Source organism: Aminobacter sp. DSM 101952 (genome assembly GCF_001424795.1).
Taxonomy (GTDB): Bacteria; Pseudomonadota; Alphaproteobacteria; order Rhizobiales; family Rhizobiaceae; genus Aminobacter; species Aminobacter aganoensis.
The window spans coordinates 186,925-209,776 of record NZ_LMCL01000031.1; the positions used below are offsets into that span (position 1 = coordinate 186,925).

Below are 22,852 nucleotides of genomic sequence, written 5' to 3' on the forward strand. Positions count from 1 at the left end.
CGGAAAAGGTTCCGCCTCGTAGCAGTTTTTTTGAAAACTTTTCAGCAACGAAAAAGGGCGCCCGAAGGCGCCCTTTCCGTAAGCTTGAGCTTGGTAGCTGGATTAGAAATCCATGCCGCCCATGCCGCCCATGCCGCCGCCAGGCATACCGCCCGGCATGCCGCCGGCCGATTCCTTCTTCGGAGCTTCGGCGATCATGGCTTCGGTGGTGACGAGCAGGCCGGCAACCGAGGCTGCGTCCTGCAGAGCCGTGCGAACGACCTTGACCGGATCGACGATGCCGAAGGCGATCATGTCGCCATATTCGCCGGTCTGGGCGTTGTAGCCGAACGTAGCCGTCTTGTTCTCGAGGATCTTGCCGGCAACGATCGAAGCTTCAGCACCAGCGTTCGAAGCGATCTGGCGGGCCGGAGCCTGCAGAGCGCGACGGACGATGTTGATGCCAGCGGCCTGGTCGGAGTTCTCGCCGGCCGCCTTGATGGCGAGCGAGGAACGCAGCAGAGCCACGCCACCGCCGGGAACGATGCCTTCTTCAACAGCGGCGCGGGTTGCGTTCAGCGCGTCGTCGACGCGGTCCTTGCGCTCCTTGACCTCGATCTCGGTCGCACCGCCGACGCGGATGACGGCAACGCCGCCTGCCAGCTTGGCGAGGCGTTCCTGCAGCTTCTCCTTGTCGTAGTCCGACGTGGTCTCTTCGATCTGCTGCTTGATCTGGGCAACGCGGCCCTGGATCTCGGCCTTCTTGCCGGCGCCGTCGACGATGGTGGTGTTCTCCTTGGAGATCGACACCTTCTTGGCGCGGCCGAGCATGTTGAGGCCGACGTTCTCGAGCTTGATGCCGAGGTCTTCCGAGATGACCTGGCCACCGGTCAGGATGGCGATGTCTTCCAGCATGGCCTTGCGGCGATCGCCGAAGCCCGGAGCCTTGACGGCAGCGATCTTCAGGCCGCCACGCAGCTTGTTGACGACGAGCGTGGCCAGGGCCTCGCCTTCGACGTCTTCCGAGATGATGAGCAGCGGCTTCGAGGTCTGCACGACGGCTTCGAGGACCGGCAGCATGGCCTGGAGGTTCGACAGCTTCTTCTCGTGGAGGAGAATGTAGGCCTCCTCGAGGTCAGCAACCATCTTGTCGGGGTTGGTGACGAAGTACGGCGAGAGGTAGCCGCGGTCGAACTGCATGCCTTCGACGACTTCAAGCTCGGTCTCGGCGGTCTTGGCTTCTTCAACCGTGATGACGCCTTCGTTGCCGACCTTCTGCATCGCTTCCGCGATCATCGAGCCGATTTCCTTCTCGCCGTTTGCCGAGATGGTGCCGACCTGAGCGACTTCTTCCGAAGTCTTGATCTTTTTCGAGCTCTTGACGAGGTGGGTAACGACCTCGGCCACCGCCAGGTCGATGCCGCGCTTCAGGTCCATCGGGTTCATGCCGGCGGCAACGGCCTTGTGGCCTTCCTGAACGATGGCCTGGGCCAGAACGGTAGCGGTCGTGGTGCCGTCGCCGGCGATGTCGTTGGTCTTCGAAGCAACTTCGCGGACCATCTGGGCGCCCATGTTCTCGAACTTGTCTTCAAGCTCGATTTCCTTGGCGACGGTGACGCCGTCCTTGGTGATGCGCGGGGCGCCGAACGACTTGTCGATGACGACGTTGCGGCCCTTGGGGCCGAGGGTCACCTTGACCGCGTCAGCGAGGATGTTGACACCGCGCAGCATGCGCTCGCGGGCGTCGCGGGAGAATTTTACTTCCTTGGCAGCCATTTTAAGCTCCTAGTTGGGCCTTGGAGGCCCGAATTTCAGATTGGATGGTGCGGATGGGTGGCGATTAGCCGATGATGCCCATGATGTCGGATTCCTTCATGATCAGAAGGTCTTCGCCATTGAGCTTCACTTCGGTGCCCGACCACTTGCCGAACAGCACGCGGTCGCCAGCCTTGACGTCCAGCGGGACGAGCTTGCCGGCTTCGTCGCGAGCGCCGGAACCGACGGCGACGATTTCGCCTTCCTGCGGCTTTTCCTTGGCCGTATCGGGGATGATGATCCCGCCGGCGGTCTTGGATTCGGATTCGACCCGGCGAACGACCACGCGGTCATGAAGCGGGCGGAACTTCGACTTTGCCATTTGAACTTCCTCGGTGAACTGTTGAGAACCCTCGGTCCGGCCTGGCCGGACTTGGTTAGCACTCACTTCAGGCGAGTGCTAACGTGTCGGTGAGATAGTCCGTCGCCCCTTTACTGTCAAGGGAACGACAGCTTCACGACAGCCAGATTTCACCGAATTAAGCGCGTGCCTGGGCGATCGCCTTGCGGAAGTCGTCGGCCGTCATTCCACGCTTGTAGAGTGCCTTGCCGATCAGGAAGCCTGGCGTGCCCTTGAGCTGGAAGGCTTTCGCCTGCGCTTCGGTCCGCGCCAGCAGGCTGACGAAGACATCCTGTCGCGCGCCGAGTTCGCTCCGGGCCAGGTCGACATCGATGCCGGCATCGCTCAGAAGTGTGGCGGTGCTGCGAAAGGTCAAGCGCTCGGTGGCGGTCATCAGTGTCTGCACGGCCTCTGCGTAACGTCCCTGGCTGTGCGATGCCAGCGTAAGCAGCGCTGCATTGCGCGAAATCTGCCCGAAGATCGGCCAGTCGCGCATCACGACGCGGATGTTGCCGTCCTCGGCCATGACTTTCGACAGTTCGATGTAGCTCAGCTTGCAGTAGGGGCACTGGTAGTCCGTGTACTCGACGACGGTGACGTTGCCGTCCGGATTGCCCAGCGCAGGGATGTCGGGGTCGAAGGCAACTTCTTCCACCGTCGGCAGGGGCGCGGCCCAGAGCGGCAAGGGCGCCATGGCGCTCATGCCGGCAAGGGCTTTCAGGATGTAGCGCCGGTTCGGCGGCGGGTTTTGCATGCAACAGGTCTCGTGGCGTGTGGCCCTTTTCGTAGACGATGTGCGGACGTGATTAACAGGGGCCTAATCGCCGCGCCGTCGACCTGCAGCTCCATGTCGAAGCGCTATATTAGGTCTTGAATGGTAAGCATGCTTATAATATATGCCGCTCATGAAAAACGAAGGCATCGAGAGGTTGGGTTTCCTCATCCATGACGCGGCGCGCCTGATGCGGCGCAATTTCGAGCAGCGCGGCAGCGAATTCGGCCTGTCGGCGGCGCAATGGCGGTTGCTGGTCAGGCTGGTCAAGGACGAGGGCGTGGCGCAGGCGCGCCTTGCCGAGCTTCTCGAAATCGAGCCGATCAGCGTGTCGCGGCTTCTGGACCGCATGGAGGAGGGCGGCTGGATCGAGCGCCGGCAAGGTGCCTCCGATAGGCGTGTGCGCATGATTTTCCCGACCGAGAAGGCGCTTGAGGCCTTCTCCAAGGTCAAGGCCGTAGCCGGTGAGGTCTACGAGCGCGCGCTGAACGGGCTATCCACTGAAGAGCGCCTCGCCACGGTCCGTGCCTTGCGCACCATAGTCGACAACCTTTCCGCGGGCGAACCCGCCGATGCGAATTGTTTGAGAGAGAAGACGAAATGAACGCGGTGGCGAAAGTGAACGAAGACAGCGCAAAGGTCGAACTCGCGACGGCAACCCAGCTTCCGCCGGCGGCAGCGCCCGCACCGGCGCCGAAGAAGCGTGGACGCATGGTGCTGATGGCTGCCTTGCCGTTGGCCCTGGTTGTCGGCGGCGGCTATTTCTGGGTGACCGGAGGTCGCTATCAGGAAACCGAAAACGCAAATCTGCGCCAGGCCAGGGTGAACATCGCCTCGGAAGCGGCGGGTCGGATCGTCAAGGTCGACGTCGCCGACAATGCGGCAGTGAAGGCCGGCGACGTGCTGTTCGAGGTCGATCCGGAACCTTACCGGATCGCGCTGGCCCAGGCCGATGCCGCACTTGCCGCCGCGCGGCTCAACGTCGAGCAACTTCGTGCCGGCTACAGCCAGGCCGTGGCACAGGAACGCGTCGCAGCCAGCGGCCTCGACTATGCCCAGGCGCAGTTCGATCGCAGCAACGGGCTGGTCACCAAGGGCGTCAACACAAAGTCGTCCTTGGACGAGGCCCGCATGGATCTCGACAAGGCACAGGAGCAGCACAGTGCTGCCGTGCAGGGCATCGTCAGCGCCAAGGCGGCGCTCGGCGGCAACCCGGAAATCGAGGCCGACCAGCATCCGACGGTGCTGTCGGCTCTGGCAGCGCGCGACAAGGCGGCCTTCGATCTGGCCCAGACGACGGTGCGCGCGCCCGCAGACGGCGTGGTGTCGCAGGCTGCGTCCTTCAAGATCGGCCAGTATGTCGGCGCGGGAACCGCGCTGTTCAGCCTGGTCGAGACCGGCGACACCTGGGTCGAGGCGAACTTCAAGGAAACGCAGCTGACCCACATGAAGCCGGGCCAGGAAGCCGAGATCGTGCTCGACACCTATCCCGACCGCACCTTCCGCGGCACGGTCGAGGCGATCGGTGCAGGCACGGGCGCGGAGTTCTCGCTGCTGCCGGCTCAGAACGCCACCGGCAACTGGGTCAAGGTCACCCAGCGCATCCCGGTGCGCGTCAAGGTCGATACCGCCGACGGCGGGCTGGCCATGCGCACGGGCATGAGCGCCACCGTGTCTATCGATACCGGTGTCTCGCGCGGTTTTGGCAGCATCTTCGGTCACGCCGTGGCCGCGGAATAACACGCCCACCAAGGGTGCGCATGAAGTCCTGGATCGTGCCGGCTGCCGCATGCGGCCGGCCCTCCGGTTTTCCGGTCGCCGTTTGACGGCCGCAAGGTTCCAAGGGTCGTTCGAATGAGCCAGGCAGCCGCAAAGTCTCTCACCGATGTGCCGCATCGAGGATTGATCACCGTCGCCATCATGCTCGCGACGGTGATGCAGGTGCTCGACACCACCATCGCCAATGTCGCGCTGCCGTCGATGATCGGCGACCTCGGCGCCTCCCAGGACACCATCAACTGGGTGCTGACCTCCTACATCGTCGCGGCCGCGATCATGACGCCGCTGACCGGCTGGATGTCGGATCGCTTCGGCCGCAAGGAGCTGTTCCTCGTTTCGGTCGTCGGCTTCACCATCATGTCGATGCTCTGCGGCGTTGCCTGGAGTCTGGAATCGATGGTGCTGTTCCGCGTCCTACAGGGCGTGTTCGGCGCCGCGATCGTGCCGCTGAGCCAGACCTTCCTGCTCGACATCAATCCCAAGGAGCGCCACGGCCAGGCGATGGCCATGTGGGGCGCCGGCATCATGGTCGGGCCGATCATCGGCCCGACGCTCGGCGGCTGGCTGACCGAGAGTTTCAACTGGCGCTGGGTGTTCTTTATCAACCTGCCGGTGGGCATCGTCGCCTTCATGGGCTCGGCAGCCTATCTGCCGGCTGTGGTGAAGCGCTTGCGCGGGTTCGACTTCTTCGGCTTCGCCATGCTGTCCCTTGGCGTCGGCGCGCTCCAGCTGATGCTCGACCGCGGCGGTGAAGTCGACTGGTTCTCGGCTGTCGAGATCTGGATCGAGCTTGGGCTCGCAATCACCGGCTTCTGGGTCTTCGCCGTCCACATGGCGATGTCGCAAAACACTTTTCTCGACCCGAAGATATTCACCGACCGCAATTTCGTGACCGGCCTGGTGTTCATCTTCGTCATCGGCGTGATCCTGCTCGCCAGCCTGGCGCTGCTGCCGCCGATGCTGTCGCGCATCTATGGCTACCCGACGATCACCACGGGGCTTGTCATGGCTCCTCGCGGTGTCGGCACCATGATTTCGATGTTGCTGGTCGGGCGGCTCGTGCGCATCGTCGACTCCCGCTATCTCGTGGTCGCTGGCCTGCTGCTGACGGCGATATCGCTCTACTACATGACCGGTTTCACGCCGCAGATGGACGCCTTCCTGATTGTCTCGACCGGGGTCGTGCAGGGGCTTGGGCTGGGCCTGGTGTTCGTGCCGCTGTCGACGGTGGCGTTCGCCACCCTGGCGCCCCATCACCGGACCGATGCCGCGAGCCTGTTCAGCCTCGTCCGCAACATTGGCTCGTCGATCGGCATCTCCATCGTCTCGGTGCTGTTGACCCGCAATGTGCAGATCAACCACGCCGAATTGTCGGCCAACGTCACGCCCTTTAACCCCAACCTCATGGCGCTGTCGCCCGGCGCTGCTGCCGGCAACCCGGCCGCGCTGTCGCAGGTGGATGGCCTGGTCAACATCCAGTCGCTGATGATCTCCTACATCGACGACTTCAAGCTGATGATGATCGTCTCGCTCTGCGCCATCCCGCTGGCGCTGCTGTTGCGCAAGCCAAAGGCACAGGCCGCCGCCGGTGGCGCGCCGGCGGCGCATATGGATTGACATGAAAAAGGCGCCCGTCCGCGAGGAGGGCGCCTTTTGTCGTTGATGCCGATTGCGTCAGCTGACGATGCGCAGGTTGGACAGCTCGTCCGCGATTTCCTTGAAGACCTTCATGAGGGTGTCGCCGGTAGCATTCCAGTAAAGCTTCTTGCCAACCGTCGTGCGGGAATAGGACGCGCAGTTCTTGAGCGCGGCGATGGCCTTCTTCTCGTCGCTTTTGGCTTCGGTCAGATCCAGCGAGACGGTCATGACGATGACACTGTCGTTGCCTTCGCCTTTGTCATTGCGGGCGCTTGTGCCCTTGGCTTTGGTACAGACCTGCTGCATTTGCTCATCCATAGCAGCCTGGTAGTTGTCGCTGGTGTAGGTGGACTTGCCTACTGCGGAACTGGTGTCCATGAAGATGCGGCTGGTGCCGGTGCCATTGTAACCCTTGCCTGTGTAGCCATATGCCGCATATGTCGATTTGTTGCCGGCCGGGTCGGTGCTTCCGAGGTCACCATAGGTATTGGCGCCATCGGTGAGCACAATGATGACCTTGTCATTGCCTCTTTCACCATCCGACCTGCCTTCGGTGAACGGGGCGCCGCTCGAGACAACTCGCCAGCCCCAGGCGGTGCCTTCAGGCACATTCGTGTTGCCGCTTGGCATCATCTCGTCGATCGCGTTTTTGATTTCCAGCTTTTCGTCCGCCTTGCTGACATCGCGCAACGGCGTGATCGGGCTAGTCGTGCAGGAGTAGTTGGGTCCATTGCCCTTCTTGGGAGGGTCAGCGTCGAAGGGGCGAACGTCGAAGTACTTCGTCATGTTCTTTTGACGAGAACGATTGTTGGTCAGTGTGTCGGAACCCTCGATGCCATCGTTCCACCAATTGTTGACTGCATAGCGCTCGTCTGGGGTGGCGTCCGTCTCCGTGGCCCAATTGTCGCCAGGCTCATCGGTTGCGAACATTGGGACGAAGAGCGTCGCGGGATTGCTCGTGCTGGGGGTGACATCGTTGTTGTTGTAGGGAGCCGGCCGGGCTTCGACACAGCCCTGCCACGTCGCGAAAGGCCCGGGAATATCGACGTTGTACCCCTCGATCTTCCAGTCATATGTCTGGCATTTTCCGTTTTTCTTTTTCACGCAGACCCATTCGCGGCTGGTCTCGACGAACTCGCGGGCCACGACCTTCTCGGTGTCCATGTAAAGCGAAAACCGCGTCAAAGGGGTGTCTTCGGTTTCACCCCATCCGTTGCCACGCTTGTACCAGATATCGCCCGTCTTTTCGGCGTACTTGTTTGCTGCGTTCAACGTCGACCAGTCGAAATTCTCGTGATGGACAGGCGAGATTCCGTCGATATCCATCCATGGTTTGTTCGCGTTGGTGGGACTGACATTGACCGAGGCCGCAAAGGGCACAAGTCCGAACTGAACGGGCTTGTCGATCTGTTTCATCTGCAATGCTTGCAATGCCAAGGTGTCGACAAGCTGCTTGGAAGCGTTTTTCAGCAAGTCGATGCGCTTTTGGCCGGTGCCGGATCCCAGATAGCTCATCGACCCAGAGTTATCGAGCACGAGAGCTACTTCCAGCGTGTTCTTGAGGCGAATGCCTGATCGAACGACAAAGTTCAGGTCCATGTCGCTGCTGGACTTGCCTATCAGCGCTGCTGCAGCAGGCAGGAAGTATGGCTCATACCTGAGCGTTGCTTCCATCTCCAAGGTGCCGCCGCCGAATGCAGCGTTCGGAAGTGTCACCGTCAGAGGGGCGTTGGCGGGTTTGACTGAGCCGAGATTGCTGTTGAAGAAATCGGCGGCATAGGCCTTCAACTGGGCGTCCGTCAGCGTTTCCCCGGGCGAACCGTCGAGCAATCGCCGCGCCACCGCCATGCCGGCGGCGTCGAGGGCATTGCGCACCACCTCGCGCTGTCGCGACACTTCCGCATAATCGATCGCCAGCGCCAGCGCGCCCATGATGGGCACCATCGCGGCAACCGTCAGAATGGCATAGCTGCCGCGCGTATCCTTCAGGAATTTGCGGATCATTGGATTGCTTCCCCAAGCTCAACCTGGGGACGATCTCATGAAATCCTTAAATTTGCGGTTCTCTAAATTGCGAGAAATATGAGCGACTGCTTAGTAAAGCGATAACCAAATCCGCCCGCCGGCGGATTGCGGTTTCGTCGGTGTCGGAACGGGATGCCGCGAAAGCTGGTGACAGGCAAGGCTGGTTCGGATAATTCCGGGCTGCCTGGCCGTTCGGCCAAAAACTCTCCCTTTGGGAACGATCGAAGGACAGACAATGGCGGGTTTGCCGCAATCAATCGCGTCGCTCGAAGCGCTCACAGGCCGCTACTCGGCCTTGCTGTGCGATGTCTGGGGCGTCATCCACAATGGCGTGCACGCCTTCCCGGAGGCCGCCGCAGCACTCGAGGCGGCGCGCGCGAAGGGGGTGGCCGTGGTGCTCATCACCAATGCGCCGCGTCCGCGCGACGGTGTCATCGCCCAGTTGGCGAACCTTGACGTGCCGGCTTCCGCCTGGGACCGTGTCGTCACGTCGGGCGACGTGACGCGCGACCTGATCCGTTCGGGGCCGCGCCGTGTCTTTCACATCGGGCCGGAGCGCGACTACCCGATCTATGACGGGCTCGACGTCGATCTCGTCGAGGAGTTCGAAGCGTCCGTCGTGGTCTGCACCGGGCTGTTCGACGACGAGACCGAAACGCCTGACGACTATGCCGGGATGCTGCGCCGCCTCCGCGCCCGCAACCTGCCGTTCATCTGCGCCAACCCCGACATCGTCGTCGAGCGCGGCCACGAGCTGATCTGGTGCGCTGGCGCGTTGGCGCGCGATTATGGCCAGCTCGGCGGTCGCACGCTGGTTTCGGGCAAGCCGCACCGGCCGATCTACGAGGCGGCACTCGCCGCTGCCGGCGAGGTGCTGGGCCGCGAGGTCAAGTCATCCGAGGCGCTGGCCATCGGCGACGGCATGTTCACCGACGTCAAGGGCGCTGCCGACAACGGCGTCGACGTGCTTTATGTCTCGGGCGGCATTCACGCCCGCGATTATGGCGATCCGCTGGCACCCGATGCCGACAAGCTTGCCGCGTTTCTCGACAAGCACGGCTACGCACCGGTGGCGACCATTCCGAGGCTTCGGTAGGCGATACGATGGAACAGGCCTTTCTCCGCGTTGCAGGTGAAGAAGCCGTGCCGGAGTGGCTGCGCGGCGGCGTCGTGGCCATCGGCAATTTCGACGGCATCCACCGTGGCCACCAGGCGGTGCTGGAGCGCGCGTTGGAAGAGGCGCGCCAGCGCGGCGTACCCGCTTTGGTGCTGACCTTCGAACCGCACCCGCGCAAGGTGTTCCGGCCCGACGTGCCGCTGTTCGTGTTGACGCCGCCGCATGTCAAGGCGCGGCTGATCGAGGCGCTTGGCTTCGCCGCCGTCATCGAGCGGCCGTTCACGCGTGAATTCTCCAGTCTTTCGGCGGAGGACTTCGTCACGACCATTCTGGAGCGGCAACTCGGCATCAGCCATGTCGTGACGGGGTTCGACTTTCACTTCGGCAAGAACCGCCAGGGCGGCCCGGCCTTCCTGATGGCGGCGGGCGAACGCCATGGGTTCGGCGTGACGCTGGTCGACGCCTTTCGCGACGAAGGCACCGAGATCATCTCGTCGAGCCGTATTCGCGAACTGCTTGCCGAAGGCGAGGCGGCCGAGGCGGCCGGTCTGCTCGGCTATCGCTACACGGTCGAAGCCGAGGTCGTGGGCGGCGCGAAACTGGGCCGCACGCTTGGGTTTCCGACAGCCAACATGCGGCTGTCGGCCGAGGCCGGGTTGAAGGAAGGCATCTATGCCGTCCGCTTCCGTCGGGCCGATGGCTCGCTGCATGACGGCGTGGCGAGCTTCGGCCGCCGGCCGACCGTGGGCGACAATCTCGCGCCGCTGCTCGAAACCTTCGTCTTCGACTTTTCCGGCGACCTCTACGGCGAGGTCGCCTCGGTCTCGTTCTTCGGTTACCTCAGGGGCGAGGTGAAGTTCGAAGGCCTGGACGCACTTGTCGTTCAGATGAAGCGCGACGAGGCCGAGGCGAGGGCGCTGCTCTCCGGCGTACGCCCCCTCTCCGAGCTTGATCGGGCGATGGCCTTCTAGGCGCCTTTCCTCAGGCCCAGGCCAAAGGCGACGTAGGCAATGCCCTGGAACATCAGGTCGACGGCAAGGAAGATGCCGAGGATGATGAGGCTGTTGACCGGCCAGCCTGCGGCGATGACGAGACCGGCGAGCACGGTGACGACACCGGCCGCGACGATCCAGCCCCAGCTCCCGAGGACAGACCTGCCCTTGATGCCCATCCAGACACGCATCAGTCCCGACGCGACAAGGCTGGCGGCAAGCAGCAGCGTCAGGATCGCAGACGTCAGCACCGGATTGACGAAGGCGAGCCAGCCGGCAATGACGTAGAGGATGCCGCCGAGCAGCCACCAGAAGAAGCTGCCCCAGCTTTTCACGCCGAACGCGTGGATGATCTCGACAACGCCGGCGGCGATCATCATTGCACCGACGAAGAACACTGACACGACCGTGGCCGTCAGGAGATTGCTTGCCGCAATGAAACCGATTGCCAGCAGGGCGACCCCCAACAGCACGAACCAGCCCCATTTGGAGCGCAACGCGGCCACGTCGCCGCCGGGCATTTGATCGGAAATAGCCATTGGTCCCTTCTCCTTGAAGTTGCCTGTCTTCAATTCATGGCCGTGGGCCACGCATGAACGCTAGTACCGGCAGTTGAGTGCGTCCAGCATTCTCGTCCACGGCCGACCAGCAAAACCTCGCGCGAGATCAAGAATTTAAATCAAATTTTACCGAACTTGCGGCAAATCCGGGGTGTCCTGACAGGTATGTTTCGTGTACGCGGGGTTGTGATGGTTTCTTTCGTTCGTCTCTCTGTGGCAGCCTCTGCGCTTGCCTTGGTCGCTGGTCCGGCTTTTGCAGGCGAAGACGGCGCTTTTGGTTGGATGAAGGGCGACTGGTACCTGACGCTCGGCGCCACCGGCATGGTCGCCCCCAGCTTCGAGGGCTCCAAGAAATATATGTTCAGCGCCCAGCCGATCATCTCGCTTGGCAAGGCTGGTGGCGAGACGCGCTTTTCCTCGCGCAACGACAACATCTCGCTGGCATTGATCGACAGCGGCGGTGTGCGCGCCGGCCTCAACGGCAAGATCATCTTCGGGCGCGATGCCGATGACGAACTCCAGGGGCTGCACGACGTTCGCTGGGGTGGCGAAGTCGGCGGCTTCTTCGAATTCTATCCGACCGACTGGATGCGCGCCCGCGCCGAAGTCCGTCACGGCATCCGTGCGCATAGCGGCGTTGTCGCCGACATCGCCGTCGATGCTTTCCACGACGTGACACCGACGATCCGCGTTTCCGGCGGGCCGCGCGTGTCTTTCGCCACCGCCGATTATTTCGATGCCTATTACGGCGTCAGCGCGCAGGAGGCACTGGCCTCCGGCATTACTGCATATGATCCGGGCAGTGGTGTGAAGTCGGCCGGCATCGGCGGGGCGATCACCTGGAAGGCCACCGACAACGTCACTGCCAGCCTGTTCACCGAATATTCGCGCCTGATGGGCCCGGCGGCGGATTCGACCATCGTCAAGGAGCGTGGTTCGCGCGACCAGCTGACGATCGGCGTCTCGACCAGCTACCGCTTCGACTTCAACCTTTGAGTTCCGGCGAATTAGACGCTTTATTCCGCGCCGCGCCTCCGCTAAAAGCGCGGCCATGAGATTTCTCGCGCCCGTCTTCGCGACTTCGATACGAATTATGGGCCCGGCCTTCCGGGCGCTTTGACGCGTCCGCAAGTCCGGGACGACTTTGCCTGCGCGCCGCACAGCGCCTTTTCCAGATCACGACAGTTGAACGCCCGTGGCAGATTTGCCGGGCAAGATGGCAAGACAGATGACCGACACGTCCGCAAAGATCGACTATTCCAAGACCCTTTATTTGCCGCAGACGGAGTTTCCGATGCGCGCCGGCCTGCCCGAGAAGGAGCCGGTGACGGTTGCCCGCTGGCAGAAGATGGACCTCTACAAGCGCTTGCGCGCAAGTGCTGCCGGCCGCGAGAAGTACGTGCTGCATGACGGCCCGCCCTATGCCAACGGCAACATCCACATCGGCCACGCGCTGAACAAGATCCTCAAGGACGTCATCACCCGTTCGTTCCAGATGCGCGGCTACGACTCCAACTACGTGCCGGGCTGGGACTGCCATGGCCTGCCGATCGAGTGGAAGATCGAGGAGAAGTACCGCGCCGCCGGCAAGAACAAGGACGAGGTCGAGATCAACGAATTCCGCAAGGAATGCCGTGAGTTTGCCGCCGGCTGGATCAAGGTCCAGGGCGAGGAATTCCAGCGCCTCGGCGTCATCGGCGATTTCGACAATCCCTACACCACCATGAACTTCCATGCCGAGGCGCGCATCGCCGGCGAGTTGCTGAAGTTTGCCATGTCGGGCCAGCTCTATCGCGGCTCGAAGCCGGTGATGTGGTCGGTTGTCGAGCGCACGGCACTCGCCGAAGCCGAGGTCGAATACCAGGATTACGAGAGTGATACGATCTGGGTGAAATTCCCCGTAGCTTCGGGGTCGGATGCACTGGCTGGTGCGCATGTCGTCATCTGGACGACCACGCCCTGGACCATCCCCGGCAACCGCGCGGTCAACTATTCGCCCCGCGTCGGCTATGGTGTCTACGAAGTTACCGCTGCCGAGAATGATTTTGGTCCGCAGCCGGGCGAAAAGCTCATCTTCGCCGAAGCGCTTGCCGAAGAGGCGGCAACCAAGGCCAAGGTCACGTTGAATCTGCTTCGCAGCGTGCCAGGCGAAGAGCTTGGAAGTCTTACGCTTTCCCATCCGTTCGAAGGTTTCGGTGGCGGCTACGAATTCGCCGTTCCGATGCTCGCCGGCGACCATGTCACCGACGATGCCGGCACCGGTTTCGTGCATACGTCGCCAAGCCATGGCCGTGAGGATTTCGACGCCTGGATGGATGCCGTTGCCGAGCTGGAAAAGCGCGGCATCGACACCCAGCTGCCATTTCCGGTCGATGACGCCGGTTATTATACCAAGGACGCTCCGGGCTTCGGTCCGGACCGCGAGGGCGGACCTGCGCGCGTCATCGACGATCACGGCAAGAAGGGCGACGCCAACAAGGCCGTCATCGACGAACTGATCAAGCGTGGCGCCCTGTTCGCGCGTGGCCGCCTCAAGCACAGCTATCCCCACAGCTGGCGCTCGAAGAAGCCGATCATCTTCCGTAATACGCCGCAGTGGTTCGTCTACATGGACAAGCAGCTCGGCGACGGCACGACACTGCGCAGCCGCGCGCTGCAGGCCATCGACGACACCCGCTTCGTGCCGGAGGCCGGTCAGACCCGCCTGCGGGCCATGATTGCCGAACGCCCGGACTGGGTGCTGTCGCGCCAGCGCGCCTGGGGCGTGCCGATCGCCATCTTCGCCGATGCCGACGGCAATGTGCTGAAGGACGAGGCGGTCAACGCCCGCATCGTCGAGGCCTTCGAGAAGGAAGGTGCCGACGCCTGGTTCGCCGAGGGTGCTCGCGAGCGCTTCCTCGGTTCGCGCGCCAACGAGGCGTGGAAGCAGGTCATGGACATCCTCGACGTCTGGTTCGACTCGGGCTCGACGCATGCGTTTACGCTTGAGGATCGCCCCGATCTCAAATGGCCGGCCGACGTCTATCTCGAGGGTTCGGACCAGCATCGCGGCTGGTTCCACTCGTCGCTGCTCGAAAGCTGCGGCACCCGTGGTCGCGCACCCTACAAGGCGGTCGTCACCCATGGTTTCACCATGGACGAGGAAGGCCGCAAGATGTCGAAATCGCTCGGCAACACGGTCGTGCCGCAGGACGTCATGAAGCAGTCGGGCGCCGATATCCTGCGCCTGTGGGTGATGACCACCGACTATTGGGAAGACCAGCGCCTCGGCAAGAACGTGCTGCAGACCAACATCGACGCCTACCGCAAGCTGCGCAATACCATCCGCTGGATGCTCGGCACGCTCGCCCATGACGATGGGGAGGAGATTGCGCTGGCCGAGATGCCGGAACTGGAGCGGCTGATGCTGCACCGGCTCTCCGAACTCGATGCCCTGGTCCGCAAGGGCTATGACGATTTCGAGTTCAAGCGCATCACCCGTGCGCTGATCGACTTCATGGTCGTCGAGCTGTCGGCCTTCTACTTCGACATCCGCAAGGACGTGCTTTACTGCGACGCGCCATCGAGCGTGCGCCGCAAGGCCGCCGTCCATGTCGTGCGCGAGCTGTTCAACTGCCTGGTCAAGTGGCTGGCGCCGATGCTGCCCTTCACCACCGAAGAGGCGTGGCTCGAGCGCAATCCGCAGTCCGAGTCGGTGCATCTCGAACAGTTCCCCGAGGTGCCGGCTGCCTGGCGTGACGAGGCGTTGGCCGAGAAGTGGCGCAAGGTCCGCCAGGTGCGCAGCGTGGTAACCGGTGCCCTTGAGCTCGAACGCGCCAAGAAGACCATCGGTTCGTCCCTGGAGGCCGTGCCGGTCGTCTACATGACCGATGCGGTGCTGGAGGATGCTCTCGACGGGATCGATCTGGCCGAGATCAGCATCACCAGCGATCTCGTCATCTCGCATGGCGACGTCCCGGCCGATGCCTTCGCCTTGCGCGAGGTTCCCGGCGTGGCGGTGGTTGTCGAGAAGGCGGATGGCCGCGGGCTGGTCAAGTGTGCCCGTTCGTGGCGCTACACCGGCGACGTCGGCTCCGACGCCGCGTTCGCCGATGTATCGGCCCGGGATGCCGCCGCGCTGCACGAACTGCAGGCCCTCGGCCGGCTCTAGGCTGGTTGCCGAAATACAACGACCGGCGGGACATCTCCTGCCGGTCGTTGCCCTTGACGGCCCATTAAGGTAAAAGCGCGAAACTTCGGCAGACAAATTGTCGCCGGATTTCCGTCGGATGAGCAAACGGACCGGGACCCGGCTCAAGGCCGGCATCTAGCGAGAGGCGTTCGAGTGAAAATTACTGGCATGACGGACCGCATCAGCGCGCGTGGAGCTTTGCTTGCGTCGCTCGCAGTTTCCGGCCTGGCGCTGACGGGCTGCATGAGCGCGCCCACCTACGGCACCGACAAGACGGCGACCGAGCAGCTGGCTGGCGACGTCACCAACATGTTCTCGATGAAGCCGAAGACCAACAACATCGACTACAAGCCGCGTCCGGAGCTTGTGAAGCCCAAGACCGGCCAGGCTGCCGCTCTGCCGGCGCCGCAGGACAACATCGTCAGCACGGCCAGCGCCGATTGGCCCGAATCGCCCGAGGCACGCCGTGCCCGTATTCGCGACGATGCGACCAAGAATCGCGACAACCCGAACTTCGAGCCGCAGGTCGTCAACGACATGACGTCGCTGAACGGCCCGGACATGAGCAAGTGGACGCCCGCGCAGCGCAAGGTAGAGATCGAGCGCCGCCTGCGCGAGAACAAGCAGGGCAGTGCCAGCACCCGCAAATATCTGAGCGAGCCGCCTTTGGTGTATCGCGAGGCGTCGGCAAGTGCTGCGCAGGATGAACTCGGCGAAGACGAGATCAAGAAGGAACGCCGCAAGAAGAAGCTTGCCAAGAAGAGCAGCAGCTGGTGGCCGTTCTGATCGATTGCTGACGCGTCGCGATCCCCTATAGGTCGCGACGGTCCTTGAAGAAGCCTTTCAGTATTTCGGCCGACCGCGTTTCGCCTATCCCCGGATAGACGTCCGGAGCGTGATGGCAGGTCGGCGCGGCGAAAAAGCGCACGCCACTGACGACTGCGCCGCCCTTGTCGTCGACCGCGCCGAAGTAGAGCCGCCTGAGCCGTGAAAACGAGATGGCGGCTGCGCACATTGTGCAGGGTTCCAGCGTCACATAGAGGTCATGTCCAGTGAGGCGCTCGGAGCCGAATTTTTCCGACGCCTCGCGAATTGCCAGCACTTCGGCATGGGCCGTGGCGTCGTTCAGTTCGCGGGTGCGGTTTCCGGCGCGCGCGACGACTTCGCCGGCGTTGACGATGACTGCACCGATCGGCACCTCGCCGCGTGCGGCAGCGGCTTCTGCTTCCGCGAATGCCAGAGCCATATAATCGGGCCGTTTCACGCCTCAGCCATCCTGTTTCCCCTCGCTAACCCCCGAGCTTCCTGTTATCTAGCCGCCGAAAAGGGCAAAGGCCACCATGGACGATGATCGAAAGAAATTCCCGCGCAAGGGCGGCTCCAAGCCGGGTGGTGCAGGCGGCCGCGATGGCGGTGCGAAGAAATTCGGCAAGCCGCGCGCCGAAGGCGGCGCCAAGCCCTTTGCCAAGAAGCCTTTCGTGAAGCGTGCCGAAGGTGCCGAAGGCGGTGAGCGCCCGAAGCGCGACTTCCGTCCACGCGACGGGGAGGCGCGGCCCGAACACGCTGCAGCCCCCTTCCGCAAGGGCACGCGTCCCGAGGGCAAGCCTTACGAGAAGCGTGAAGGCCGTCCGTTCCAGGACAAGCCATATCGTCCGCGTCCAGCCGAGGGCGGCGAGGGTGAGCGCCCGAAGCGCGACTTTCGTCCACGTGATGGCGAGGCCCGCTCAGCAGACGCCGAGCGGCCATTCCGCAAGGGTCCGCGCTCCGAGGGCAAGCCCTACGAAAAGCGCGAGGGCGGCCGCTCCTTCGGCGGTGACAAGCCTTACCGTCCGCGGCCATCTGAAGGCGGCGAGCGGCCGCACCGCGAATTCCGTCCGCGCGACGGCGAGGCAGGTGCTGGCGGCGAGCGACCTTTCCGCAAGGGCCCGCGCCCGGAGGGCAAGCCGTACGAGAAGCGTGAAGGCGGCTCTTATCAGGGCAAGCCGTATGAAAAGCGTGACGGCGGTGCCCCGCGTCCCCGTCGCTTCGACAGCGACCAGCCGCGCGGCGATGGTGAGGCGAGGGCGTTCCGTCCACGGCCGCAGGGCGACCACCGTCCCAGGGACGAGGGCTTCAAGCCGCGTCCGCGCCGGACCGAAGAGGCAGCCGAGCCGGGCGAGCGTATCGCCAAGCGGCTGGCGCGCGCCGGTATTGCGTCGCGTCGCGACGCCGAGGAACTGATCGCTGCCGGCCGAATCAAGGTCAACGGCCAGATCCTGTCGTCGCCGGCATTCAACGTCATGGTTGACGACGTCATCCATCTCGATGGCACCGAAATCCCGCCGATTGAACGCACCCGCCTGTTCCTGTTCCACAAGCCGGCCGGACTGGTGACAACCAACCGCGACCCGGAGGGCCGCAAGACCGTCTTCGACGTGCTGCCGGCCGAATTGCCTAGGCTGATGACCATCGGTCGTCTCGACATCAACACTGAGGGGCTGTTGCTGTTGACCAATGACGGCGGCCTGTCGCGCGTGCTCGAGCTGCCGGCGACCGGCTGGCTGCGGCGCTACCGCGTGCGCGTCCACGGCAAGGTCGAGCAGAAGACGCTTGATGGGCTCAAGGACGGCATCGCCGTGGACGGCGTGTTCTACGGAGCGGTCGAGGCGACCCTCGACCGCGAGCAGGGCACCAATGCCTGGATCACCATCGGCCTACGCGAAGGCAAGAACCGCGAGGTCAAGAACATCCTCGGCGCGCTCGGCCTCGAAGTGAACCGGCTGATCCGCATCTCCTACGGCCCGTTCCAGCTCGGCGAATTGCCCGAGGGGCACGTCCAGGAGATCAAGGGCAAAATGCTGCGCGACCAGCTTGGCGAGCGGCTGATCGAGGAGGCCGGTGCCAATTTCGATGCCGACATCGTCAAGCCTTTCTCCAACAAGCCGACGGTGCGGCCACGCGAGCCGCGCGAGGAGGAACCGGCACGTCCGAAGTTCCAGCGCGACGGCGAACGCGGCCGCATCGGCGAGGGCGGCCTGATCAAGAACCGCAAGCGTTCCAACGAGCGTCATCGCGAGGATGTGCTTGGCCGTCTTTCGACCGAGCGCCCCGCCGGCTTCGGCGACAAGCCAAAGTTCGGTGACAAGCCCAGGTTTGGCGACAAGCCCAAATTCGGTGACAAGCCGAAGTTCGGCGGCAAGAAGGGCGACGATCGCGAGAAGAAGCCGTTCGAAACTCCAGGCGCCCGCAAGGCCAATGTCTGGATGGCTCCGGGCGCGCGTCCGCAGAGCGAAAAGGCCAAGGCCGAAGCCGCTTCCAAGCCGCGCAGTCGGCCTGATTTCGACAAGCCCCGCTTCGACAAGCCACGTTCGGACAAGCCTCGTTCTGACAGGCCAAGAGGCGATGGTCCGCGTGGCGGACGCCCAAGCGGTCCGCGCAAGGATCGCGGCTGATGCGGGTTGTCGGCGGCGATCTGCGCGGCAGGCCGTTGGCCACGCCGCGCGACAACGCCATCCGCCCGACCACCGATCGCACCCGCGAGGCGGTGTTCAACATGCTTGCCCATCGCTTCGCCGACAGGCTCGAAGGCGCGCGCGTGCTCGATCTTTTCGCTGGCACCGGTGCGCTCGGCATCGAGGCGCTGTCGCGCGGCGCTTCTTATTGCGTGTTCATCGAGGAGTCCGCGGAAGGCCGCGGGCTCATCCGCACCAATGTCGAAGCCTTTGGCCTGACCGGCCGGACGAAGATTTTCCGTCGCGACGCGACCGGTCTCGGCGACGCCGGCACGCTGGGGCCGTTTGGCTTGGTCTTTGCCGACCCGCCCTACGGCAAGGGATTGGGCGAAGGTGCGTTGCGGTCGGCTCGTGCCGGCGGTTGGCTCGCGCCGGGTGCGCTGTGCGTGGTCGAGGAAGTGGCATCGGTTCCGTTCGAGCCGGGCCCCGGCTTTTCCGTCGTCGACGAACGTTCCTATGGCGAAACGGTGATACGCTTCATCGAAGCCCGATAGGTCCGGCGCCCGACTTCAGCCTCTTTCGGCCGCCAAGGTTACGAACAATTCACTTCCCGCCGCTTCGTGCCGACGCCTATAAGGCAGCACGTCCACATTCAGAGGCAGTTGATGATTTTGGGATTCTTGCGGTCGAAGGGCTCGCTGTCGGCCGTGTTCGCCTTGGGCCTGTCATGGGCTGGACCGGCTCTGGCCGAAGCGCCGCGCGGCGACTGGGACGTCACCAGCTTCACGCTCGACAACGGCATGCAGGTGGTGGTCATCCCCGATCATCGTGCGCCGATCGTCACCCACATGGTCTGGTACAAGGTCGGCAGCGCCGACGAGATGCCCGGAAAATCCGGCATCGCGCACTTCTTCGAACATCTGATGTTCAAGGGAACGACCAATCACAAGGCCGGCGAGTTCGGCCAGAGGGTCGCTGAAATCGGCGGCAGCGAAAACGCCTTCACCACCTATGACTACACGGCCTACCACCAGACGGTAACCCCAGGCGCGCTCGAAGCGATGATGGGTTTCGAGGCCGACAGGATGCGCAACCTAGTCCTGACCGACGCGGTGATCGGGCCTGAGCGCGACGTCATCCTCGAGGAACGCCGTTCGCGCATCGAAAACAATCCCGGCGCGCTGCTTAACGAGGAAGTCGACGCGACGCTGTTCCAGAACCAGCCCTACCGAACGCCGGTCATCGGCTGGATGCACGAGATCGAGAAACTGAACCGGCTCGATGCCACCGCCTTCTACGATCGCTATTACGCGCCCAACAACGCGATCCTGATCGTCGCCGGCGATGTCGAGCCGGAAAACGTCAAGGTGCTTGCCGAGAAAACCTACGGCCAGGTCGCGCGTGGCCCCGACCTTCCGCCGCGCATCCGCCCGACGGAGCCGGAGCAGAACACCAAGCGCACGGTCGAACTCACCGACGAGCGGGTGAGCGTGCCCAGCTTCTCCAAGGCGTGGGTGGTGCCGTCCTACCAGACTGCCGAAGCAGGCGAGGCCGAGGCGCTCGACCTGCTTTCGGAGATCCTGGGTGGCGGCAACCGCAGCCGGCTCTATCAGGCGCTGGTGGTCAAGGATGGCATCGCTTCATCTGCCGGTGCCTTCTTCGAGGGAACGATGGTCGACGACACCAGCTTCACCGTCTACGGCGCGCCGCGTGGCGAAGCCGGGTTGCAGCAGGTCGAATCCGCGGTCGACGTCGAAATCCGCCGTATCATCAAGGATGGCGTGACCTCGGACGAACTTGCAAAGGCCAAGGACCGCTTTGTCCGCTCGATGATCTTTGCGCGCGACAACCAGGCGAGCATGGCCAACATCTATGGCAGCACGCTGGCCACCGGTGGCACCGTCGACGACATCAAGCAGTGGCCGGACAGGATACGGGCGGTCAGCGCCGACCAGATCAAGGCGGTTGCTGCCAAGTACCTCAATCCCGACCATTCGGTCGCCGGCTATCTGCTGCCGGCCAAATCTGTCGAGAAATGATCTGATGACCACACTTACGGCAATGCGGTTCAGGATTTCGATGTCGGCGCTGACGCTGATGCTGGCGCTGGTATTTCTGGTGCTGCCGGCGGTGGTGGCCGCGCGCGCCGAGGTACGCATCCAGGAGGTCAAGTCGGACAGGGGCATCACCGCCTGGCTGGTCGAGGACTATTCTGTCCCGATCATCGCCATCAAATTCCTGTTCGACGGCGGCAGCACGCAGGACCCAGTCGGTAAGGAGGGACTTGCCAATCTGATGACCGGTCTCTTCGACGAAGGTGCCGGCGACCTCGACAGCGATGCCTTCCAGACCAGGCTCGACGAAGCCGGTGCCGAGATGGGCTTCAACGAAAGCAACGACGCAGTCGGCGGCGGCATGCGCATGTTGGCCGACAGGCAGGACGAGGCGTTCGAGTTGCTGAAGCTGGCGGTCGAGAAGCCGCGTTTCGACCAGGCTCCGATCGACCGCATCCGCTCGCAGATCGTGTCCGGCATCGTTGCCAACGCCCGTGACCCCGAAGCGCAGGCGGCGCGTAAATGGGCCAAGGCGGTTTATGGCGACCATCCTTATGCTCGGCCCGACCAGGGCACGGAAACGTCGCTCGCCACAATCACCGCCGACGACCTGCGCGCTTTCCACAAGGCCAATTTCACCCGCCAGAACATTCATGTAGCGGTTGTCGGCGCGATCGATGCCGAAACACTGAAGAAGCGGTTGGACCAGGTGTTCGGCGGCTTGCCGGAAAAGGCCGACCTGCGCGTCGTCGAACGCGTCGAGCCCAAGCTGCGCCAGACGATGCATATGGAGTACCCGTTGCCGCAGACGTCGCTGCAACTGATCTATCCCGGCGTGCCGCGCGAGGCGCCCGACTTCCTTGCAGCGGCGCTGATGGAACACATCCTCGGCGGTGGCACCTTCTCGTCGCGGCTGTTCGACGAAGTGCGTGAGAAGCGGGGGCTGGCCTACAGCGTCAGTTCCGCGCTCATCAACCAGGAGCACGCCTCGTCCCTGATCATCGGCACCGCGACCCGCTCCGACCGGGCGGTCGAGACCTTGGGCGTCATTCGCGAGGTGATCCGCAAGATGGCGGAAGAGGGGCCCACCGAGGCCGAACTCGATGCGGCGAAGAAATACATGCTTGGCGCCTATGCGATCAACAATCTCGACTCTTCGGGTGCCATCGCCAGCACGCTGGTCGACCTGCAGACCGACGAGCTTGGCATCGACTACATGCAGCGCCGCGTCGAACTGATCAATGCGGTGACGCTCGAGCAGGTGAAGGCAGCGGCGCGCAAGCTGCTGTCGGTCGAGCCGGCAGTGATGATCCTCGGCCCGAAATTCGCCGAAACGAGCAAGGGATGAGCGCGACCTTTGCCCTTGCACTCGGCGGCGGCGGCGCACGCGGGCTGGCCCACATCCACGTCATCGAGGCGCTCGACGAGCTCGGCATCAAACCGGTGGCGATTGCCGGCTCGTCCATCGGCGCCGTCATGGGTGCCGGCATGGCCGCAGGCCTGAGCGGCCGTGACATCCACGAGCATTCCCGCGCCGTGCTCGGCCGGCCCGCCGAAGTCGCCAGCCGCATGTGGCGCGCGCGCCCCGGCACGCTTTCCGAGATGGTCGAAAGCGGCATCCGGGTCACCCAGTTCAATGTCGAGCGAATCCTCAAGGCATTCCTGCCGGAGGGCGTTCCGGCGACCTTCGAAGAACTCAAATTGCCTCTCAAGGTGACGGCGACCGACTATTACGGCCATTGCCTGTCGGTATTCGAGGAAGGCGAGCTGTTCTCGGCGCTGGCGGCGTCGGCGGCGATACCGGCCGTCTTCAAGCCGGTGCTGCGCGGCAACACGCTCTACATCGACGGCGGCATCTACAACCCGGTGCCGTTCGATTTGCTCGATGGCGTGGCCGATTTCACCATCGCCATTGACGTCGTCGGCGCACCGTTCGAAAACGGCCGCAAGCAGCCCAACTCGATCGACCTGATGTTCGGTGCCAGCCAGTTGATGATGCAGTCGATCATCGCCAACAAGCTGAGCCAGAACCCGCCCGACATCTTCCTGCGCCCGCCCGTGTCGCGCTTCAAGGCGCTCGATTTCCTCAAGATCGACCAGGTGATGGCCGAGACCGTGGCGATCAAGGACGAACTCAAGCGCGCCGTCGACGAAGTGCTGCAGTAGCTCAGCCGTATCG

At 63.4% G+C, this 22,852-nt stretch carries 19 protein-coding genes; 13 read left to right on the forward strand and 6 right to left on the reverse strand.

Annotated elements, in window-relative coordinates; translation table 11 throughout:
* Positions 1-102 precede the first annotated feature (102 nt).
* The 3 genes from groL to ASC75_RS19430 form a co-directional block, all read right to left on the reverse strand.
* A complete protein-coding gene (gene groL, locus ASC75_RS19420) occupies positions 103-1,755 on the reverse strand; it encodes a chaperonin GroEL (protein ID WP_055978866.1) in 1,653 nt (550 codons plus the stop codon).
* 64 nt (positions 1,756-1,819) lie between these two features.
* Positions 1,820-2,116 carry a co-chaperone GroES gene (gene groES, locus ASC75_RS19425; protein ID WP_018427182.1) on the reverse strand — a complete coding sequence of 99 codons (297 nt, stop codon included), beginning with the start codon at positions 2,114-2,116 and terminating at the stop codon, positions 1,820-1,822.
* A 157-nt stretch (positions 2,117-2,273) separates the two neighbouring features.
* Positions 2,274-2,888 (reverse strand): thioredoxin domain-containing protein, encoded by a 615-nt coding sequence (locus ASC75_RS19430; RefSeq protein ID WP_055978869.1) that lies wholly within the window; start codon positions 2,886-2,888, stop codon positions 2,274-2,276.
* Positions 2,889-3,039: 151 nt separating this feature from the next.
* Between ASC75_RS19430 and ASC75_RS19435 the strand changes: the two genes are divergently transcribed.
* The 3 genes from ASC75_RS19435 to ASC75_RS19445 all read left to right on the forward strand — a co-directional run bounded on the left by ASC75_RS19435 (position 3,040) and on the right by ASC75_RS19445 (position 6,302).
* Positions 3,040-3,510 carry a MarR family transcriptional regulator gene (locus tag ASC75_RS19435; protein ID WP_055979268.1) on the forward strand — a complete coding sequence of 157 codons (471 nt, stop codon included), beginning with the start codon at positions 3,040-3,042 and terminating at the stop codon, positions 3,508-3,510.
* A complete protein-coding gene (locus tag ASC75_RS19440; protein ID WP_055978871.1) occupies positions 3,507-4,646 on the forward strand; it encodes an HlyD family secretion protein in 1,140 nt (379 codons plus the stop codon). Before ASC75_RS19435 ends, ASC75_RS19440 begins: the two co-directional genes overlap by 4 nt.
* A 114-nt stretch (positions 4,647-4,760) precedes the next feature.
* Positions 4,761-6,302 carry a DHA2 family efflux MFS transporter permease subunit gene (locus ASC75_RS19445; RefSeq protein WP_055978873.1) on the forward strand — a complete coding sequence of 514 codons (1,542 nt, stop codon included), beginning with the start codon at positions 4,761-4,763 and terminating at the stop codon, positions 6,300-6,302.
* 57 nt (positions 6,303-6,359) lie between these two features.
* Here the strand turns inward: ASC75_RS19445 and ASC75_RS19450 are convergent, their stop codons facing one another.
* Positions 6,360-8,327: a pilus assembly protein gene (locus ASC75_RS19450; RefSeq protein ID WP_055978876.1), complete on the reverse strand. Its 1,968-nt coding sequence runs from the start codon at positions 8,325-8,327 to the stop codon at positions 6,360-6,362.
* Between the two features lie 256 nt (positions 8,328-8,583).
* Here ASC75_RS19450 and ASC75_RS19455 point away from each other — a divergent pair, with 256 nt between their 5' ends.
* Both ASC75_RS19455 and ASC75_RS19460 read left to right on the forward strand, forming a co-directional pair.
* On the forward strand, positions 8,584-9,444 hold the full coding sequence (locus ASC75_RS19455; protein ID WP_055978881.1) for a TIGR01459 family HAD-type hydrolase: 861 nt from the start codon (positions 8,584-8,586) through the stop codon (positions 9,442-9,444).
* 8 nt (positions 9,445-9,452) lie between these two features.
* Positions 9,453-10,436 carry a bifunctional riboflavin kinase/FAD synthetase gene (locus ASC75_RS19460; protein WP_055978884.1) on the forward strand — a complete coding sequence of 328 codons (984 nt, stop codon included), beginning with the start codon at positions 9,453-9,455 and terminating at the stop codon, positions 10,434-10,436.
* Here ASC75_RS19460 and ASC75_RS19465 read toward each other — a convergent pair.
* The gene (locus ASC75_RS19465; RefSeq protein WP_055978887.1) at positions 10,433-10,996 is read right to left on the reverse strand and encodes an HdeD family acid-resistance protein; all 564 of its coding nucleotides are present in this window, start codon (positions 10,994-10,996) and stop codon (positions 10,433-10,435) included. The genes ASC75_RS19460 and ASC75_RS19465 overlap by 4 nt on opposite strands.
* 210 nt (positions 10,997-11,206) lie before the next feature.
* Between ASC75_RS19465 and ASC75_RS19470 the strand changes: the two genes are divergently transcribed.
* From ASC75_RS19470 to ASC75_RS19480, 3 genes are all read left to right on the forward strand, one after another.
* Positions 11,207-12,013, forward strand: a complete 807-nt coding sequence (locus ASC75_RS19470; protein ID WP_055978889.1) for a MipA/OmpV family protein — start codon at positions 11,207-11,209, stop codon at positions 12,011-12,013.
* A 232-nt stretch (positions 12,014-12,245) separates the two neighbouring features.
* The gene (ileS, locus tag ASC75_RS19475; RefSeq protein WP_055978892.1) at positions 12,246-15,167 is read left to right on the forward strand and encodes an isoleucine--tRNA ligase; all 2,922 of its coding nucleotides are present in this window, start codon (positions 12,246-12,248) and stop codon (positions 15,165-15,167) included.
* A gap of 189 nt (positions 15,168-15,356) precedes the next feature.
* Positions 15,357-15,974, forward strand: a complete 618-nt coding sequence (locus tag ASC75_RS19480) for a hypothetical protein (RefSeq protein WP_184117338.1) — start codon at positions 15,357-15,359, stop codon at positions 15,972-15,974.
* 25 nt (positions 15,975-15,999) lie between these two features.
* Here ASC75_RS19480 and ASC75_RS19485 read toward each other — a convergent pair whose 3' ends face one another.
* Positions 16,000-16,452, reverse strand: coding sequence for a nucleoside deaminase (locus ASC75_RS19485; RefSeq protein WP_055978899.1), 453 nt, complete (start codon positions 16,450-16,452; stop codon positions 16,000-16,002).
* Between the two features lie 76 nt (positions 16,453-16,528).
* Between ASC75_RS19485 and ASC75_RS19490 the strand changes: the two genes are divergently transcribed.
* The 5 genes from ASC75_RS19490 to ASC75_RS19510 all read left to right on the forward strand — a co-directional run bounded on the left by ASC75_RS19490 (position 16,529) and on the right by ASC75_RS19510 (position 22,839).
* Positions 16,529-18,619 (forward strand): pseudouridine synthase, encoded by a 2,091-nt coding sequence (locus ASC75_RS19490; protein ID WP_055978903.1) that lies wholly within the window; start codon positions 16,529-16,531, stop codon positions 18,617-18,619.
* A complete protein-coding gene (gene rsmD / locus ASC75_RS19495; RefSeq protein ID WP_055978906.1) occupies positions 18,619-19,173 on the forward strand; it encodes a 16S rRNA (guanine(966)-N(2))-methyltransferase RsmD in 555 nt (184 codons plus the stop codon). The genes ASC75_RS19490 and rsmD overlap by 1 nt, the downstream gene beginning before the upstream one ends.
* Positions 19,174-19,284: 111 nt before the next feature.
* Positions 19,285-20,658 carry a pitrilysin family protein gene (locus tag ASC75_RS19500; protein WP_082496670.1) on the forward strand — a complete coding sequence of 458 codons (1,374 nt, stop codon included), beginning with the start codon at positions 19,285-19,287 and terminating at the stop codon, positions 20,656-20,658.
* A 4-nt stretch (positions 20,659-20,662) separates the two neighbouring features.
* Positions 20,663-22,021 (forward strand): pitrilysin family protein, encoded by a 1,359-nt coding sequence (locus tag ASC75_RS19505; RefSeq protein ID WP_055978909.1) that lies wholly within the window; start codon positions 20,663-20,665, stop codon positions 22,019-22,021.
* The gene (locus ASC75_RS19510; RefSeq protein WP_055978912.1) at positions 22,018-22,839 is read left to right on the forward strand and encodes a patatin-like phospholipase family protein; all 822 of its coding nucleotides are present in this window, start codon (positions 22,018-22,020) and stop codon (positions 22,837-22,839) included. Before ASC75_RS19505 ends, ASC75_RS19510 begins: the two co-directional genes overlap by 4 nt.
* Positions 22,840-22,852: the final 13 nt, after the last annotated feature.